The organism is Streptomyces monomycini (genome assembly GCF_022271435.1).
Lineage (GTDB): Bacteria > Actinomycetota > Actinomycetes > Streptomycetales > Streptomycetaceae > Streptomyces > Streptomyces monomycini.
Window position 1 is genome coordinate 167085 of the sequence record NZ_JAFIQY010000011.1, and the last position, 16085, is coordinate 183169.

General features: G+C 70.1%; 12 protein-coding genes. 2 read left to right on the forward strand and 10 right to left on the reverse strand.

Annotated elements, in window-relative coordinates:
• Window positions 1-493: 493 nt before the first annotated feature.
• From JXZ78_RS16085 to JXZ78_RS16125, 8 genes are all read right to left on the reverse strand, one after another.
• Window positions 494-1441 carry an SAM-dependent methyltransferase gene (locus JXZ78_RS16085; protein ID WP_063726148.1) on the reverse strand — a complete coding sequence of 316 codons (948 nt, stop codon included), beginning with the start codon at window positions 1439-1441 and terminating at the stop codon, window positions 494-496.
• Window positions 1442-1536: 95 nt separating this feature from the next.
• Window positions 1537-2718 carry an SDR family oxidoreductase gene (locus tag JXZ78_RS40285; protein ID WP_078624540.1) on the reverse strand — a complete coding sequence of 394 codons (1182 nt, stop codon included), beginning with the start codon at window positions 2716-2718 and terminating at the stop codon, window positions 1537-1539.
• Window positions 2719-2845: 127 nt separating this feature from the next.
• Complete coding sequence (locus JXZ78_RS16100) at window positions 2846-4069, reverse strand: beta-ketoacyl-[acyl-carrier-protein] synthase family protein (protein ID WP_030022827.1); 1224 nt, start codon at window positions 4067-4069, stop codon at window positions 2846-2848.
• A complete protein-coding gene (locus tag JXZ78_RS16105) occupies window positions 4066-4323 on the reverse strand; it encodes an acyl carrier protein (protein ID WP_030022825.1) in 258 nt (85 codons plus the stop codon). The genes JXZ78_RS16100 and JXZ78_RS16105 overlap by 4 nt, the downstream gene beginning before the upstream one ends.
• A 145-nt stretch (window positions 4324-4468) precedes the next feature.
• Entirely contained in the window at window positions 4469-4741 is a 273-nt protein-coding gene (locus JXZ78_RS16110) for a hypothetical protein (RefSeq protein WP_030022824.1), read from the reverse strand.
• Window positions 4738-6528, reverse strand: a complete 1791-nt coding sequence (locus tag JXZ78_RS16115; RefSeq protein ID WP_050502823.1) for a fatty acyl-AMP ligase — start codon at window positions 6526-6528, stop codon at window positions 4738-4740. The genes JXZ78_RS16110 and JXZ78_RS16115 overlap by 4 nt, the downstream gene beginning before the upstream one ends.
• Window positions 6525-6839 carry an acyl carrier protein gene (locus tag JXZ78_RS40780; protein WP_063726146.1) on the reverse strand — a complete coding sequence of 105 codons (315 nt, stop codon included), beginning with the start codon at window positions 6837-6839 and terminating at the stop codon, window positions 6525-6527. The genes JXZ78_RS16115 and JXZ78_RS40780 overlap by 4 nt, the downstream gene beginning before the upstream one ends.
• Window positions 6840-6956: 117 nt before the next feature.
• Entirely contained in the window at window positions 6957-9896 is a 2940-nt protein-coding gene (locus tag JXZ78_RS16125) for an aldehyde dehydrogenase family protein (RefSeq protein WP_050502822.1), read from the reverse strand.
• A gap of 729 nt (window positions 9897-10625) precedes the next feature.
• On the opposite strand from JXZ78_RS16125, the gene JXZ78_RS16130 reads away from it, so the two are divergent.
• Complete coding sequence (locus JXZ78_RS16130) at window positions 10626-12149, forward strand: ABC1 kinase family protein (RefSeq protein ID WP_030022820.1); 1524 nt, start codon at window positions 10626-10628, stop codon at window positions 12147-12149.
• 840 nt (window positions 12150-12989) lie between these two features.
• Here the strand turns inward: JXZ78_RS16130 and JXZ78_RS16135 are convergent.
• Window positions 12990-13160: a hypothetical protein gene (locus tag JXZ78_RS16135; protein ID WP_157851693.1), complete on the reverse strand. Its 171-nt coding sequence runs from the start codon at window positions 13158-13160 to the stop codon at window positions 12990-12992.
• Between the two features lie 1529 nt (window positions 13161-14689).
• Between JXZ78_RS16135 and JXZ78_RS16140 the strand changes: the two genes are divergently transcribed.
• Window positions 14690-15574 (forward strand): phosphotransferase enzyme family protein, encoded by an 885-nt coding sequence (locus tag JXZ78_RS16140; RefSeq protein ID WP_157851692.1) that lies wholly within the window; start codon window positions 14690-14692, stop codon window positions 15572-15574.
• A gap of 55 nt (window positions 15575-15629) precedes the next feature.
• On the opposite strand, the gene JXZ78_RS16145 is transcribed toward JXZ78_RS16140, so the two are convergent.
• The gene (locus tag JXZ78_RS16145) at window positions 15630-15839 is read right to left on the reverse strand and encodes a hypothetical protein (RefSeq protein WP_030022818.1); all 210 of its coding nucleotides are present in this window, start codon (window positions 15837-15839) and stop codon (window positions 15630-15632) included.
• Window positions 15840-16085: the final 246 nt, after the last annotated feature.

Consider the following 16085-nt stretch of genomic DNA (forward strand, 5'->3'; position numbering starts at 1 on the left):
GACCAGGGGCCGCGGTTCGGGCAGTCGCCGCGTCGAGCCGGGGAGCGCAGTGGACCAGTGCAGGCACTCCGCTACCTGTCTCTCGTCCGCCGGGTACGTTCGTGTCAACAGCCTGGAGGATGTCGCGGGCGGTCTCGGTCAGCGGGCGGCCCGAGGCGAGGGCCCGGGTCCGCAGCCGACCGGCCAGTGCGTCGGCCGCCCGCAGCCCGTCCGCCGCGTGCTGCGTCGTCAGCGATCTCGGTGTTGGGCGGAGCCGGCCAGTGTCCTGAACCGGACCGAGTCGGTGTGCGCCGGCCACACGAAGGCCGCCCCATCCCAGCGCTTGAGCGTCCACGGCGTATTGCGACCACCGCTGGCCCGCATCCCCCGCTAAATCCGGCATCTGGCCGGCACCTCACGGAATTCTGCCGCCCGCCCCGGGCCTTGGCTCAGCGCGAACTGGGCATCTTTAGGCCAGCGAGCAACTTGTGCACAGACGCCCGGCGCCTCCTCCTCAAATCTCCGCGTTACGACCGGTGGTGGCACTTGGGGATTTGTCGAGGGTCAGGGCGATGTAGCGGCTGGCGCGTTGGACGGGGCGGTGGGCGACGGCGGTGGCGGCGAAGGTGAGCCACTGGGCTGAGGTGAGGTCCTGGAGGCCAGGCCAGCGGCTGCACAGCAGGCGCCGTCCGGTGGCGGACAGGGCCAGGCGGGCTATCAGCGTGCCGAGGGCCATGAAGGGGCGGGTGACCGCGTGGGTCCAGTCGTGGACGCGGCAGGGGGCGAAGCCGATGTCGATGGCGTGACGGATGTAGCGGCCCACGGGTTCGAATTCCTCGAAGGCCCAGGCGGTGCGGACGAGCCGTCCGGGGTCCGCGGCAGCGATGTCGCCGGGCTGGTTGGTGCTCCATGCGAAGTCGACCAGGACCAGGCGGCCGCCGGGGGCGAGGATGCGGTATGCCTGTTCCAGGAAGGAGCGCCGGCCCTGGGGGCCGAAATGGAACGCCGCCTCCAGGCAGTGGATCTTGTTGTAGGTGGCGTCGCCGAAAGAGGGCCGGGTGCTGGGCCGGCTGGTCACGGCGGGGCCGAGGTCGGTGGCGTCGGCGGTGAGGAAGCAGACGCCGGGGCGGTGGCCGTGGCGCTGGACGGCGGTGGCGATGTGGGGCGGGTAGAGGTCGACGCCGGTGACGGTGGCGCCGCGATCGCGGATGCAGCGGGTGGTGTATCCGGTGCCGCAGGCGACGTCCAGGACCCGGTCGCCGTCGGCAAGGTTGAGCAAGCCGATGGACCGCTCGGCCAGCGCCCGCTGGAAGGGCGCCAGGCCGGTGAGCAGCCGGGGCCAGGTCAGTGGTGTGTAGTAGCCGAGGTTGACCAGGTCGCCCCAGCCTAGGGCGCGCAGAACCGGGAAGAGGGGGTTGCCGGTGGTCTCGTATGCGTCGGCGAGCGGTGGTTGCGCGCTCACGGGCACCTCACTGTCGGCGGTCGCGGTCGGCGGACAGACTCCGGGCCTGTCGGTCAGCGGTGAGTCGGCCGTACTGCTCGGAATCCGAGAGGGGGTTATCGAAGCGCTTCGGCTGCAGGAGCATGGCCCGGAGAGAGCGGCTGATGGGCTGCGGGGCTCGGTGTGGCGAACGCGTCGGTGAGATAGGCGGGGGTGAGTATCGAGGGGGCGGGCAGGTGGTGCAGGTGCTCCAGGTAGTGGGACCGCGCGTACTGGCGGTTCAGGTTCATGTAGAGGCAGGCCCCCTGGCTCATGTGCTGCAGGAGCTTCTCCAGGGGGGTGGGGTCCGCGATGCGCGGGGACAGCGTCAGGCGCAGGCCGGGTAGGTGGCACAGCAGGGCGTCGAGCAGGACGGGCACGGCGACTTCGTGGGGGTGTACCAAGTGGACCACTTCGGCGCTGCCGGAGCGAGTGTCCGCGCAGTCGGTCAGATGCACGAGAGCCCGGGCTGCGTACTCGACCTGCAGCAGGTTCAGTGTGGCGTGGGAGGATCCGGGCAGTCGTGCGGTGGCCGGGTGCCCGGGACCGAGCTGGCCACGCTCGGCGGCGCAGTCAGCGAGGCGCCTGATGCTGGCCGCGGCGGCCCCCAGCCTGTGCAGGGGAGACCGGGGGGCCTCCGACAGACCGGGACGGTTAGTGACCAGCAGGCTGGGGCGCGCGATGAGCGCTGAGCGGCCGGTGCCTGTCGCGTAGTGGTGCACCAAGAGTTCGGCTTCGTACTTCGACTCTTCGTAGGGGGTCAGGAAGCCGCCGGGGGGCCGGACGGTCGCCTCGGGGGCTGTACCGGTACGGCGGCGCCCGGCGACGTAGGCGGTGCTGATGTGCACGAACTTCAGGCGGGGCCCGGCGGCCCGGGCCAGGCGCAGCAGATGGTCGGTGCCGGTGACGTTGACCGTGTGCAGCACCTCGACCGAGGCGTCGAGGCCGATGTGGCCCGCGAAGTGACACAGGGTGGTGGCGCGCTCGGCGAGAGCCGCGTAGACACGGCCGTCCAGCCCCAGCAGCGGGTCTTCGATATTGATCTGCATGGGTTTGACCCGCTGGAGGTGGGTGCGATCGACCGGTTGCCCGGTGGCGGACAGCGCGGCCTGCAGCCGGGCTCGGGCCCGGTGGGGTGCGTCGCGCCCCAGGGCGATGGCGCGCTCTTGTGGGTGCCGGGCCAGGTAGGCGGCCAGGTAGTGCGAGCCGAGGAAACCCGTGGCTCCTGTCAGGACGAGCATGGTGATGGGCCTTTCCATGGGTGCGGGGCGGCCGGGCCGGCCCTGCCGTGCGGGACGGCGGGGGCGGTGCGGGCTCGGGAGTGCCAGCTCGGCCGAATGCCGGCGGCTGGCCCGTGCCGTGGCCCGGCAGCAGGACGCATGTCTTCTAGGCGCTGGTGAGGACCAGAGCGGCGTTTTGGCCGCCGAAACCGAAGGAGTTGCTGAGGGCCGCGCGGGTGCGTACCGGGCGCGGCGTGGCGGCGACGATGTCGAGCTCCAGCGAGGGGTCGGGGTTCTCGTGGTTGGCGGTGGGCGGGATCATGTGGTGCTGCAGCGTCAGGGCGGTGGTGGCCGCTTCGATGGCTCCGGCGGCGCCGATGGTGTGGCCCAGCGCGCCCTTGACGGATGTGACGGGGGGCGGTTCGGCGAAGACGGTGCGCAGGGCGTGGGCTTCGGCCGCGTCGTTCAGCGGGGTGCTGGTGCCGTGTGCGTTGATGTGGCCGATGTCGGCGGCGCTCAGGTCGGCGTCGTGCAGGGCGCTGAGGATGGCGTCGGCGGCACCTCGTCCGTCAGGGGGAGGGGCGGTGGGGTGGTGGGCGTCGCAGCTGGCTCCGTAGCCGCGCAGCAGGGCCCGGGCGCGGGCGCGGCGGGCCTCGGCGTGGGCGGGGCGTTCGAGGACCAGGACCGCGGCGCCCTCCGAGAGCACGAAGCCGTCCCGTTTGCTGTCGAAGGGCCGGGAGGCCCCGGCGGGATCCGAGGTACGCGTGGAGAGGGCCCCGAGCTGGGAGAAGCCGGCGCTGGAGATGCGGTTGCGCACGGATTCGGCGCCTCCGGCCAGGGCGATGTCGCACTGTCCGCAGCGCAGCATGAGCAAGGCGGTGCCCAGGGCGCTGGCCCCGGAGGCGCACGCGGTGCTGACGGCCAGGGCCGGGCCACGGGCTCCCAGGTCCAGGGCGATCTCTCCGGCGGCGATGTTGGGGATGCTGCGGGGGATCATCAGAGGAGAGACGCTGCGGACCCGGTCGGCCGCGAGTTTGAGCACTTCGGGCTGCAGGCGTTCGAAACTGGTGGTGCCGACGCCGATGACGACGGCGACACGGGTGGCATCCCAGCGCTCAGGGCTGAGCCCGGCGTCGGCGACGGCCTCGCGGGCGGCGATCAGCGCCATTTGGCAGAAGCGGTCCAGGCGCAAAGCCAGGCGCGGGGTGAGCCGGCCGCAGGCGTCGAGATCGCTCACCTGGCACGAGAAGTCGACGGGCAGCCCTTTGAGTTCGGGGTCGCTTGCCGCAGCCGAGCGGCCGGAGAGCAGGCCCTGCCAGGTGGGTCGGGTGCCGATGCCGAGGGGGGTGACCATGCCGATGCCGGTGACGGCCGCTGTGTGCTCGTTCATGAGGCGTGCTCCGGCGCGGAGGCGGGCGCTGCGCTCTGACCGGCGATGAGGGTGGTGGCGTCGGCGAGGGTGGACTGGGCGGTCAGACCGTCCGGTTCGAAGCCGGTGCGTTCCTGGTAGATGACGGCTAGTTCGAGCAGGGCCAGGGAGTCCAGGCCGAGGTCTTCGAAGGTCGCGTCGGGGGTGAGGGTGTCTTCGGGCACGCCGAGCCCGCTGATCAGGCACTGGGCGAGGGTTTCGTTGATGGCGGTCATGGAAGTCACTTCCCTGAGTGCGGTGGACGCGGGCCGGCGCCCGCATGGGGGCAGTCGGGATACTGTGTTGGCGGGCGGGCGGCCGGGCGTGGGAATGAGAGCAGGGCCGCCGGACGTGCACGTCCGGCGGCCGGGTGCGCCGCGGCTAGGAGGCGGCCTTGCCGGTTTCAGCGGACAGCACCTCTCGCAGCTTGCCGAGCTCGGCCCGCAGGTCGTCGAGCTGGTCCTGGAGCGCGGAGTCCCCGTTCGTGGGCCGGACGCTGGACGGGCGGCCGCCTTCGCGTCGCAGGCCACGCCGCAGCGTGCGCCGGTCGTCGTCGGTGTCTTCGAAGGCGTCGATGACGTCGTCCAGGAGGGTCTTGGTGTCGTCGACGATCTCGTGGAGGAAGCGTCCCAGGTGGACGCGGCGAAGAATCATGGCGCGAGGGTGTCCTTTCGTAAGGGATCGGGGCGTTGCGTGGACTGCGCGGTGGGCGTGGGCAGGAGGGGGGCCAGGCGGGAGTGGACGTCCGCGTGCAGCACGGGCAACTCGTCTGCCAACAGCAGGGACTTGGCACGCAGCCGGCGGATCTTTCCGCTGGTGGTACGGGGCACGGCGTTGCGCTCGACGAGCAGGACGCTCACCGGGCAGCCGGCGGCCTTCTTGGTGTGCCGCCGGATCCTGGCGGCCAGGTCGGCCTGTGGCAGGCCGTCGAGCCGGTTGGGACGCACTTCCTGGACCAAGACGATGTGTTCGCCGTCGGAGGTCACGGAGAAGGCCGCGGCAGCTCCGGCGGCCGGGTGCACGCGGTGGGCAGCTTCCTCGATGTCCTGCGGGTACAGGTTGCGCCCGTTGACGATCATGAGCTCTTTGAGGCGCCCGGTGACGAAGAGTTCGCCGTCGGCCAGGAAGCCGAGGTCGCCGGTGCGCAGGAACGGTCCGCTGCGGTCCCGCGTGCAGGCGTGGAACGTTTCCTCGGTCGCGGCGGACCGGCGCCAGTACCCTTGCGCGACACTCGGGCCGGCCACCCACACCTCCCCGATGTGCCCGTCCGCGACGGGAATGTGCGTGTGCGGGTCCACGATGAGGAGATCGGTGTCCACGGTGTGCCCGCTGGAGATCAATTCTGTGCCGCTGCTCTGGGGAGCGCGGACGGCGCGGTGCTGTTCGAGGTGGGTGGGGGCGAAGTGGGCCGTGCGGGGGCCCTGGTCGCGGGGGGTGCCGGTGACCAGCAGCGTCGCCTCGGCCAGCCCGTAGGCCGGTGCCCACATGCGCCTGCGGAAGCCGGCCGGTCCCAGCCGTTCGGTGAGCTTGTCCAGGGTGGAGGCGCGCAGCGGCTCGGCTCCGTTGAGGGCCCACTCCAGGCAGGACAGGTCCAGGCCGCGCAGGTGCTCGTCGCGCAGGGTGCGCGCCAGCCACTCGTAGGCGAAGTTGGGCGCCATAGTGGCCCGCGCCCGGTAGTGGCTGATCATCTCCAGCCACAGGGGCGGCCGGGCGACGAAGGCCACCGGGGAGGCGAGCGCCATGTTGGCGCCCGTGTAGAGGGGTTGGAGGAGCTGTCCGACCAGGCCCATGTCGTGGTAGTGCGGCAGCCAGCCGGCGCCCCAGCCGTCCCGGGGGGAGCCGAGCAGGTGGTGTATCTGCCGTGAGTTGTGCAGCAGATTGCCGTGGGAGACGATCACCCCGCGCGGTTCACCGGTGGAGCCGGAGGTGTACTGCAGGTACGCGGTGGTCTCCGGGCGGACCGCGGGCAGGCTCCGCTGATCCGGGCGGGTCTCGGCGGCAGGTGACGCGTCGGTCGCCAGCAGCCGTACGCTACGGTCCAGACCGGCCTCGGCCAGCCAGCGCCGCAGCGTCTGTGCGTGGGCGGTGTCGGTGAGGACGAGGCGGATCCCGGCGTCGTTGATAATGTTCTCGGCGCGCTCCAGGGCACGCGGGTCGGTGTCGGGAAGCGGTGCCGGGACCGCGATGGCGCGGGCGTACAGGCACCCGAAGAAGGCGCTGAGGAAGGGCAGCCCGGCCGGGTACAGCAGCAGGACGGGATGGTCGGCCAGGCCGTCTTCGACCAGGCCAGCACCCAGACGCATGGCCTGGCGGTCCAGGCCACCGTAGGTCAGGCGGCCGGTTTCGGTCATGCGGCGGCGCCGGTCCTCGACGAAGACGTATCCGCGGGTGTCCCCGTGCCGGGCGGCTTGCTGCCGTAAACAGTCGACGAAGGTCTTCACTGGCGGCTCCTGTCGTCCTGCCCGCCGGTCGCGGTCCCGGCGGCTTGCCGTGGGATGCGGGCAGCGGTGTGCTCCAGCGCGCGCTCGATGAAGGTGACGGCGTCGGCGACGGTGTGCAGAGCCCAGGTGTCCTCGTCGCTCAGGGCGACGCCGAACCGGTCCTCCGCGGCGACCGCGATGCGGACCATGAGCAGGGAGTCGAGTTCCAGATCGTGTACGAGCGACATGTCCTCCGCGACACGCGCGGCAGGAACGTCGACGGTCTCGCGCACGATCTCGGTCAGGTTCTTGAGGATGGTTTCTCGGTCCACGTGCGTTTCTCCTTGCCGGCTGACTTCGGGCGGCGCATGGACTGCGGCAGCTCTCCGGCCGGTGGCCGCGGCGGCACGCGGTGTGCGCGTGGCGCCGCGGTCGGACGGCCGGCCCGGTCAGCGGGGCTGGGCCTTGTGCGGGTCCCAGGTGACGCGGAGCGCTTCGAGGCCGCGTTCGAACTGGCCGGGGCGGAACCGGGCGGGCTCGGCCAGGCGCAGGTCCGGCAGGCGGCGCAGGAGGGTCATGATCGCGGTTTCGGCCGTCAGGCGGCCGATCTGCGCGCCCAGGCAGTAGTGGATGCCGTGGCCGTAGGCGAGGTGGTGGTTGGGGCTGCGCCGGAAGTCGAGGCGGTCGGGGTCGGTGAACTGCCGCTCGTCGCGGTTGGCCGACCCCAAAGAGAGGATCAGCGACTCGTTCGCGGGGACGCTCACGCCGCTGAACTCGACGGTCTCCAGGGTGCCGCGCCAGCTGGTGAACGTCAGCGGGCTGTTGTACCGCAGGAGTTCGTCGACGGCCGTGCCGAGCAGGCCCGGCTCGCAGCGCAGCAGGTCGGCGTGCTCGGGGTGGGTGAGCAGGGTGTGCATACTGTTGCCCACGCTGTTGATGCTGGGGTCCTGGCCGGCGACCAGCATGAGCAGGAACATCCCTTGCAGCTCGTCCTCGCTGATCAGGTGCTCTTCGTCGCAGGCGCGCACCAGCAGGGACAGGAGGTCTTCGCCGGGGCGGCGCCGCTTGTCGCGCAGGACGTCGCTCATCATGGCATCGGCCTGGTAGGTCAGGGCGCGGAAATAGGGCACCGCGGTGTTCCAGTCGACCAGGCGCCAGATCAGGCTCCGCAGCTGGGCCAGGTCGGGCACCGGCGCGCCCAGGACCGAGAACAGGACATGGGCCCCGAGGGGGTAGGCGACCTCGGCCATCAGGTCGGCTCGGCCGCGCGAAGCCATCGTATCGATGCGCTCGTTGACGATCTCGGTGATGCGGTCGTGCCACTGGGCCTGGCGGGCGGGGGTGAACAGCGGGGCCATCAGGCGGCGCATCTCGCCGTGGCGCGGGTCGTCGCTGTCCAGCAGGTGGGTGAACAGACGCCGGCGCATCTCCTCGGGCCACTCGCTGCCCCACAGGATGCCCGCGGGCGTGCGTTTGCTGTCGCAGCTGACCCGCTTGTCGCGGTGGGCCTGGCGTACGTCGTCGTAGCGCGTCAGCAGCCAGCCCGGGCCGTCCGGCGTCACGATCTTGCACACCGGCCGGTTGTCCCGGTACCACCGCAAAGTGGGGTGGGGATCCTGCTGGAAGCGCGGCGTGAAGGGGGCCGGCAGCCCGCCGGGCAGGTCCGGCGGCGGCCAGCCGTCCGGGTGCGCGTGGGAGGCGCGAGCCGGTGGCCGACGGGCCGGTGTGACGTGGGCGAGGCCGACCTCGCGCTCGAAGTCCTCGGTCAGCAGGCGCTGCGGGGAGACGTTCTCGCCCACCGAGACCGCCTGGAGGTGGCTGGTGCGCAGCATGGGGTAGTTGGCTTCCCCGAAGGCGCCACCGCTCAGGCCGGTGCCGCCGTGGTTGGACAGGTACGGGCCCGATACAAGGTGGGAGTCGTTGACGCGCAGCTGACCGTAGCCGGTGACGCGGTTCAGGAAGCGGTCGGCGACATGTGCGTCACCGCTCCACAGGGAGCAGCGCAGCCCGTAGGAGTTGGCGGCGACAAAGTCCAGGACCTCCTCCAGCAGCTGGTCGTGCCCGGCGTCGGGCACGATGACGGTGAGCAGGGGGAAGAACGTTTCTTCGCGGACGGACCGGAGCTGGCGGGCCGTGGCGAACCCGTCGACGCGTACGACGGCAGGCTCCAGGAAGATGCCGGTGTCGCTCTCGTGGCCGCCCACGTCCAGGTGCCGGCCGCCCGTGAGGACCTGGGCCCCGTGGCGGCGGGCATCGGCCAGGGCATGGTCGTATCCGGCGCTGGAGGCGGACGGCGCGAGGACGGTCCGCGGATCTTCCGGATACCCCGGGCCTGTCTCCCGGGCGACGCGGGCGATCCGCTGCAGCAGTTCGTCGGCGACATCCGGGTGGGCGACGACGAGGTTGGGCGCGCAGCAGATCTGCCCGGCCGCGTAGAACGACTCGGCCAGAGCCTGCACCGACCGGTCCAGGTCGGCGTCCTTCCACACCACGACCACGTCGTTGCCGGCCAGCTCCAGGACCGGCTTCTTGCCGCGCGCCAGGCAGTCCGCCTGCATCCGCAGCCCGCGGGTGCTGTCCCCGAAGTAGAAGACGTCGTCGACCAGCGGGCTGTCCAGCCAGGCGGTCAGGGTGGCCGAGGGCTCCGCGCACAGGGCGGACAGCACCGCCGCGGGCGCCCCGAGACTGGCCAGGACGGGCGCGGCGATGCGCTGGAGCAGATACATGGCGGCCAGCGGCGCCTGCCGGGACAGGCGGACGACCAGGCAGTTGCCGGCCATCACCGCCTGCAGCGCGGCCGCGACACTGACCAGCGGCGTGTTCTGCGGAGGCTGCACGCACACCACGCCGTCCGGCCGGCGCAGCAGGGTCACCCGGCGCTGCTCCAGCTTCGCCTCGGTGTGCATCTGCCGCGCGCACCACTGCGTGGTCTCGGGGCCGAAGAACGCGAGGATGTTGGAGATCTCGGATGCCGCCAGCCGCACCGGGTGGCCTTCCCCGACCAGAAGCTCCGTCAACTGGGGGGCGTGCCGTTTGACCTCGGCGCGGAACCGCTCGGCGAAGGCCAGCCGCCGCTCCAGAGGCACGGCGGCCCACGCCGCGGCAGCCTCCCTCGCCCCGCGTAGCGCCTGCTCCATGTCCTCCGGCCCCGACAGCGCGCAGCGCCCCAGCACCGCCTCGGGGGCCTCGCCGGGCGACATGACGCCCTGGTCCAGGGACCGTTTGTACGCGATGGCTCCCAGCGGGTCCTCGACCACGGCGCCGGCGCGCACCGAGTACACCCAGCCGCCGTCGCCGCGCACCGCCCGCCCGGCGACCAGCGCGCCGAATTCGTACGGCAGGTCATGCGCACCTGCGGTGCCTGGTAATTCTTGCGCGGACACAGTCATGCCAACTCCCTGAATTCACGGAATTCGAGACCGGCCTGGCCCGGCCGGCGGGTGAACGGCTCGTCAGGCGCCAGGCTGCGCTACGTGCTCGGCGGGGAGGCCGTTGGCGCTGCCGGAATGCGTGAGAAGTGCAGCGCCTTGAGGCTCACGGGCAACCAGGCACTGGCCGGTCCTCGGCCCACGATGCAGCGGGGCAGAACCCGGCCGCAAGGCCACTGGGAAGGTTCTGGGAGCACACGGAGTCCGCGCGTGCTTCCACAACGACCGCGGGTCACTCCCGTGCGCCTGTTGCCAACTGTGCTGCGCATTGTTATCGCGTGCGCCGGAGCGCGACGTCGTCGCGGGAAACGAATAGCGCTACGGGATGGATTCTCGCCACACCCGCCTCCGGCAAAGCCTCGACAGCCTCTCGGAGCTGCCGCAGAGGTGCCAGTGCCGTGCTGGGACTGCAGAGAGGAGGAAAACCCGCGCTTTCCGGCGTCCTGGCCCACCGGGATGGCCGAATCCAGGCGTGCGGCCTTGCGTCGGCAAAAGGGGCCGCGTTGACAGGCGCGTGAAAGGTGCTGAAACTACACAGGACGAGTCGCAGCTCCCTGTCGGTTGAGCCGCGCATGAAAGGTCATGGCTGCCTGCCCCGACCGCGTGAAAACGTGCAGTGAATACGGGGCGCGCATTCCTATATGGCGAAGTGGGCCCCGGCAGGCATGCACGGACAACTGGAGGCAATCAGTGCTCGCTGACCGCGGCAAGCTCCTGCTTCGCGTAGGTACGGAACTCCTGGCACAAGAAGCACGAGGGCTGCGCGGCCGCAGGCCGGTGCTGTCCGGCAGCAGCCCCCGGCCGCAGGACAGGCCCGTGCGCATCCGCCAGGCGCTGGAACGGCTGGGCCCCCTCTACATCAAGGTCGGCCAGATCCTCTCCACCCGTCAGGACCTGATCTCCCCCGTCATCGCCCAGGAACTGGAAAACCTCCACGATCGCGCTACGGAATACCCCTTCGACCGCATGGCCCCGGTGCTGGAGGCCGAACTGGGCGCCGACTGGCGCAGCTACTTCCGGGACTTCGACACCCGCCGGCCCCTGGGGTGCGCCTCGCTGGCCCAGGCGTACAGCGCCACCCTCACCGACGGCCTGCCCGTGGTCGTCAAGGTCCAGCGCCCCGGCATCACCGCGATGATGGCTACCGACATGCGCCTGCTGCGCACCGTCACCCGGATGCTCAGCAAGCGCACCCCAGTGCTGAGCGAGACCATCGACTTCGACGCCATGCTCGGCGTGATCTTCGACGCGATGCGCCACGAACTCGACTTCACCCTCGAAGCGGCCAACATGGAACAGGCCCGCGCCGCGGTGGCCGCCGTGCCCGGTATCGAAGTGCCCGGAGTGATCCACGCGACCGAAGGCGTACTGATACAGCGCCGCGCGCCCGGAAGCAGCATCCGCGACGCGGACCCCACCGCGTTCAAGGACGCCGAACGCGAACGCATCGGCTCGGACCTGCTGGCCGTGATGTACCAGGGCTACTTCATCGACCGCCACTTCCACGCCGACCCCCACCCGGGCAACATCTTCGTCTGCCCGGACGGCCCCACCACCCTGATCGACTGGGGCATGGTGGGGCGGATCGACCGGCACCTGAGCATGGCCCTGATGATGACGCTGCTCGGCCTGGCCAACAACGACGCGCAGGCGGTGGCCCGCACCTGGCCCGAGATGGGCCGGGCCACCGCCTGGGCCGACATCGGCGGCTTCGAGCAGGACATGGCCTCCCTGGTACCGAAACTGCACGCCGCCCCCCTGGAACAGCTGAAATTCGGCTCCTCCCTGGCCACGCTGCTGCGCTACTCCACCAAGCGGGGAATCCAGACCAACCCCATGGTCGGCATTCTGGGCAAGTCCTTCGCCAACGTCGAGGGCTCCGTACGCTATCTGGCTCCCCACCTGTCGGTGACCGACGTCCTGGTCACCCAGACCCAGCGCGTGCTCACCGAATTCGCCTGCCAGACACTGTCTCGGCAGCAACTCGGCTACACCGGACTGCAGATGCTGTCCGCCTTCGAGACGCTGCTGCCCCACGTCCGCACGGTGACCCGCAGCCTCGCCGCCGGAGAACTCACCCTCCAGCACACTGCCGTAGCGCGTAAATTCTCCCTGGTGGACCACCGGCGAAACGGCCAGGTGCGGCGGATCGAGCACAAACTCATCGCCGCCGCAGTCGCTGCCTGGCTGCTGCACCGGCGTCGCCGCCCGTGACCGCCCTACGAGAGGAGGCAGGGCGTGTTCGTCTTCCCCAGAGTCACGGACTTCGGCTCAGACGTCACAGCCGGCCTGCTCCCCACCGATCCCCACGACGCGTCGTGGGGATCGGTGGGGAGCAGGCCGGGCAGCGGACGCCGGTGCATCATCGCAGCACTGCACTCGGCCGGCAGGCCCCTGGACACCGCACACCTGGCGCGGGCCCAAACCCGTACCTGCTTGAAGCAGGCCCTACGGCCACTCGAGTTACCGGGTTCCGTCCACCGGCGGTACCCCGTTCGGCTGGCCGGGCCGGTGCGTGGCCCCAGGAGTCGGCCGGAGTCTCTGCGTGGTGGCTTCAGATGTCGCGTCATTGTGAGAGCTCTGCGGCGCAGGTGAGGCGGAGACAGACGGACATGAGGGCAACGCCGTCGTAGGTGAGGGAGAGCACGGGGGAGACGCGGAGGTGTCTGCGGGAGATGAAGTCGGGCCGCCTGACGGTCCGGGGCATGAGGGCATGGAGGCCGAGGGGGGTGGTGAGGAACTGGCACTGGGCGATGGGGGCGGAGAAGCGGAGGGGGCGTCGTGAGCCGTGGTGTCCTTCGCGCCGATGGGGGCGGGAGCCGGGGTGGTGGTGACGGTGACGGTTGCAGCGGGGTGAGGTTGCGGTGTGTCGTGCAAGGGGCGTGCAGTAGGCGAAGGTGCTCCGGCCGCCGGTGGCGCTCCGGCGTACGGGGCCAGGGTTATGGAGTGCACCGCGCTGCAGCTCACACAAGCCGCGGCGACGCAGCACAGTACTCCGAAGGCCAGTCGCGACATGGTGCCCGCCTTCCTGCTCGGTCCAGCGTGGTGAAGCGGTCAGGGATCGCTCAACGTCTCGATGAACTTCTTCAGTCCCAGGAAGAACCGGCCGATGCCGTGCACGATGTCGATGAGGGTGTGGGCCGTCTGGACCGGAGCGATGGCGATGAGGAACAAAAGGACGATCAAGACGAACCAGAAGAGCAGCCCGCGGGGCGCACTCAGCACGACGCGACCTCCCTGGTGCCTGTGCCCTGCGCAGGCTCCCGGCCGAGGAAGCCGAAGGGGCCGGGGAGAGAAGGGACCGCTGGGGTACCCCATACCACGCAGGCCGGCACGAGGCCGGAGGAGCGTCTGCGCAAGCCGGTGCGCGGCAGGCGGCAGTACGCGAGTGCACGAGCCGACGCGATGACCATTGCGGTGCATCGCCCGGGGACGGTGGCCCGCAGCCTGCGGACCAGTGGAAGGCCGCCCAGGGGGCCATCGGCTTCGAGTGCGGATGTGGCGCATAGGCCGGGCTCGGGTCTGTGTTCCATGAACGTCTCTCTGTAGAAAATGAATGACGGTCACGGCAGGCTCTGGAGACCCCGCGGTAATAACCATCGAGGCTGAATATGGTTTACCGGGAGTGCCATGGCGCGCCAGCAGCCCACATCATGGATCGGTGGCTCGTTGCCAAGTAAGCCACGAATCAGCCAAGGCTTTCCGGGGTGCGACCAGGTGAGTGGAACAGTTAGCGGGGCCTTGAGCGTAGTGGGCCCTTGCGTGGTATGAGCAGTGAGTTGAACCAGGGGCGCCGGTGCGCCAACGGGCGAGTGGCGTTCTATGGCAGGCGTCTAGGCGGTCAGAATTTTCTCCGCGTAGCACCGGTGCGGCACTCGATGCGCCACTTTTGTCCGTACGGCCGCCCCTTCGTGCAACCGTACGCCCCCTGGATGGCTATTCCTCTTTCGCTTGACCTGCGTTAAACGAGTCCTGACCGGCTGCGATACGGGCATGGCGTGAACCGAATGCCACATGCGTTCGGACGGGTTCGACCCAGCGGTAACGAGCGGTTGGAGCAATCCTGGTGAACCAGTGATGCCCCTGGACCACCCCGTCCCAGCGGCATTCCCTGCCGCCGGGGTGCGCAGTGGGGGCTGTCGTTCCCCCCTTCCGTCGAACAACCCAGACTCGCGGCGGCATCGGCCGACGCCGCTCCGTAACTCGACAGCCGGGAGACGCCAGTTGTCGGCTTTGTCGCGCGAACGGGAGCCGCTGGTATCAGTCCTGTTCAGGCCGCTGTGAGGGAGCCGGCCAGGAGACCGAGGAGGTCCCGGACAGCGAGCTGGGTGCGGTAGGGGGCGAATCGTCTGCGGTACTGGCCGGCCAGGGGGCGGGCAGGTGGCCGTGGAGGTGATGGAACGGTGGGCCGTGTGGACCGCGGCATCGACCTTTCCACCGTCAGTTGGGTGGCCAGGGCGCCCAGTAAGACGGTGTCCTACATGGCGAGTTGGGGTAGGGGGTCGAGGACCATCCGTGTCAGATCGTGCGCTAAGCGTTCGTCGTCCCTGATGGGCAGCTGACGGGGCATCGGCCGCGAGGCCGGTCTGAAGTTCTGGTGGTAATGACGGCTATTGGTCAGGGGTGAGTGCTCCTTGTGCCTTGCGATCACACGCAGGTGGGGAGCGGTAGCCTGGTCCGTCATTCTGGTGCGAGGAGGTGCCGGCATCAACGCTGATCAGTTACTCGCGGTACTCGCTCTGTGGGGACGGCCCGTGCAGTCGGTCCAGAAGCTTAGGGGCGGTTGGAACTCGACGACCTGGCTTGTCCAGGTGACCGTCGGTGACAAGCCCGCCCAGTGTGTGGCCAAGCTAGCCGACTCCGAGGACGGTGATGCGTTCCGTTGCGGGTTGCGGGTAGCGAGTGCTGCTGCTTCCGGTGGTTTCCCGAGCGGGGCTCCCGTTCTCACAGCCGACGGTCGTCTGGTTGTTGAGCTGCCGGAGGGAGTGCTTGCCCTACTGGAGTACGTGCCTGGACGCTCGCCCTCGACTGCTTCGGTGGACGATATGCGACGCGCCGGAGGCATCCTGGCTCGGGCCCACCTGGCTGTCGGGGCCAGCGGGACAAGAGTGGATGAGCAGCATGCGTGGCCGTGGCCATGGGCTGACGGCTGCTTGCAGAACCTGCCCCTGGCGTCGGAGATCCACGACGCGGCAGCGCGTGCTCTCGACGAGGCCCGCGAGGTCACAGCACGCGTGTCGCCCCGCATGGGGGTGGTGCACGGTGATCCGGGCATGGACGCCTTCCGCCTTCGTGATGAGGCTCCGCAAGAGGATGGACTGATTGACTGGGCCGCCGCCATGGAGGCGCCGTTCCTTTACGATCTCGCCAGCTTCGCCGTGGTGACCCGGACAAACCCGGAGTCGCTGGCCCCGTGGCTGGAGGGCTACCGGCGGGGTGCTTCTGAGGTCAGCGGAGAACTGCCGCATATGGGTGTCTTCGTCAGGCTGCGGTGGGTGTGTCATGCCATCTACTTCGCCTCTCGTCTTGAGCGGGGGATCGTCCGGGGCGCCGCATCCGAGGCGGAGAACCGAGAACGCCTCGCCGATGCGTATAGGGGCCTGACCGAGCGGGTTGGTCCGACACTGCCGCCCTTGTGATCACGTGCTCCACGGGGGGATGCCCGAGGATGCTTGGGCTGGAGGATTGGCTTGGTCAGAGGGGGCGCTTCAACGATGCGTAGGCGAGGTAGTCGGTGCCGGCCCGCTCTGCGTAGCGCATCGCGGATTTGGCGCGGATGCCCAGGGCATCCGCGAGGACAGAGGGCGGGGCCTCGCGGGCCATCTGCAGCCAGGCGCGCGAACGGGCGGCTAAGGGCCGGATGCCGATCGCGCGGAGGATGTTCGCGACAGCGTGGACGTGCATGGGACGGCCAGGCTTGAAGCCAGGAAAGAGCAGGTGAGAGGTTGGGTTCGCAGCTGTGTTGAGCCCTGGGCGGGCCCCCAGGTGGACACGGATCACGGCTGCCGCCGGTTCCGGCACGTTCAGCCAATCCGACCCGAAGCTGACATTTGGAAGGCGCCCGGGCCACGCCTAGTTGATCAGCGCGCAGACTGACGATCCGTGAGAGCGGCTGACCGAACAGGACGAGCATCAGGCCGATGGCTCGGT

Bases quoted from the DNA above. Each gene is read 5' to 3' on its own strand.
- JXZ78_RS40285 (WP_078624540.1), bottom strand. From the start codon at position 2,718: ATGGAAAGGCCCATCACCATGCTCGTCCTGACAGGAGCCACGGGTTTC.
- JXZ78_RS16100 (WP_030022827.1), bottom strand. From the start codon at position 4,069: ATGAACGAGCACACAGCGGCCGTCACCGGCATCGGCATGGTCACCCCC.
- JXZ78_RS16105 (WP_030022825.1), bottom strand. From the start codon at position 4,323: ATGACCGCCATCAACGAAACCCTCGCCCAGTGCCTGATCAGCGGGCTC.
- JXZ78_RS16110 (WP_030022824.1), bottom strand. From the start codon at position 4,741: ATGATTCTTCGCCGCGTCCACCTGGGACGCTTCCTCCACGAGATCGTC.
- JXZ78_RS16125 (WP_050502822.1), bottom strand. From the start codon at position 9,896: ATGACTGTGTCCGCGCAAGAATTACCAGGCACCGCAGGTGCGCATGAC.
- JXZ78_RS16145 (WP_030022818.1), bottom strand. From the start codon at position 15,839: ATGCACGTCCACGCTGTCGCGAACATCCTCCGCGCGATCGGCATCCGG.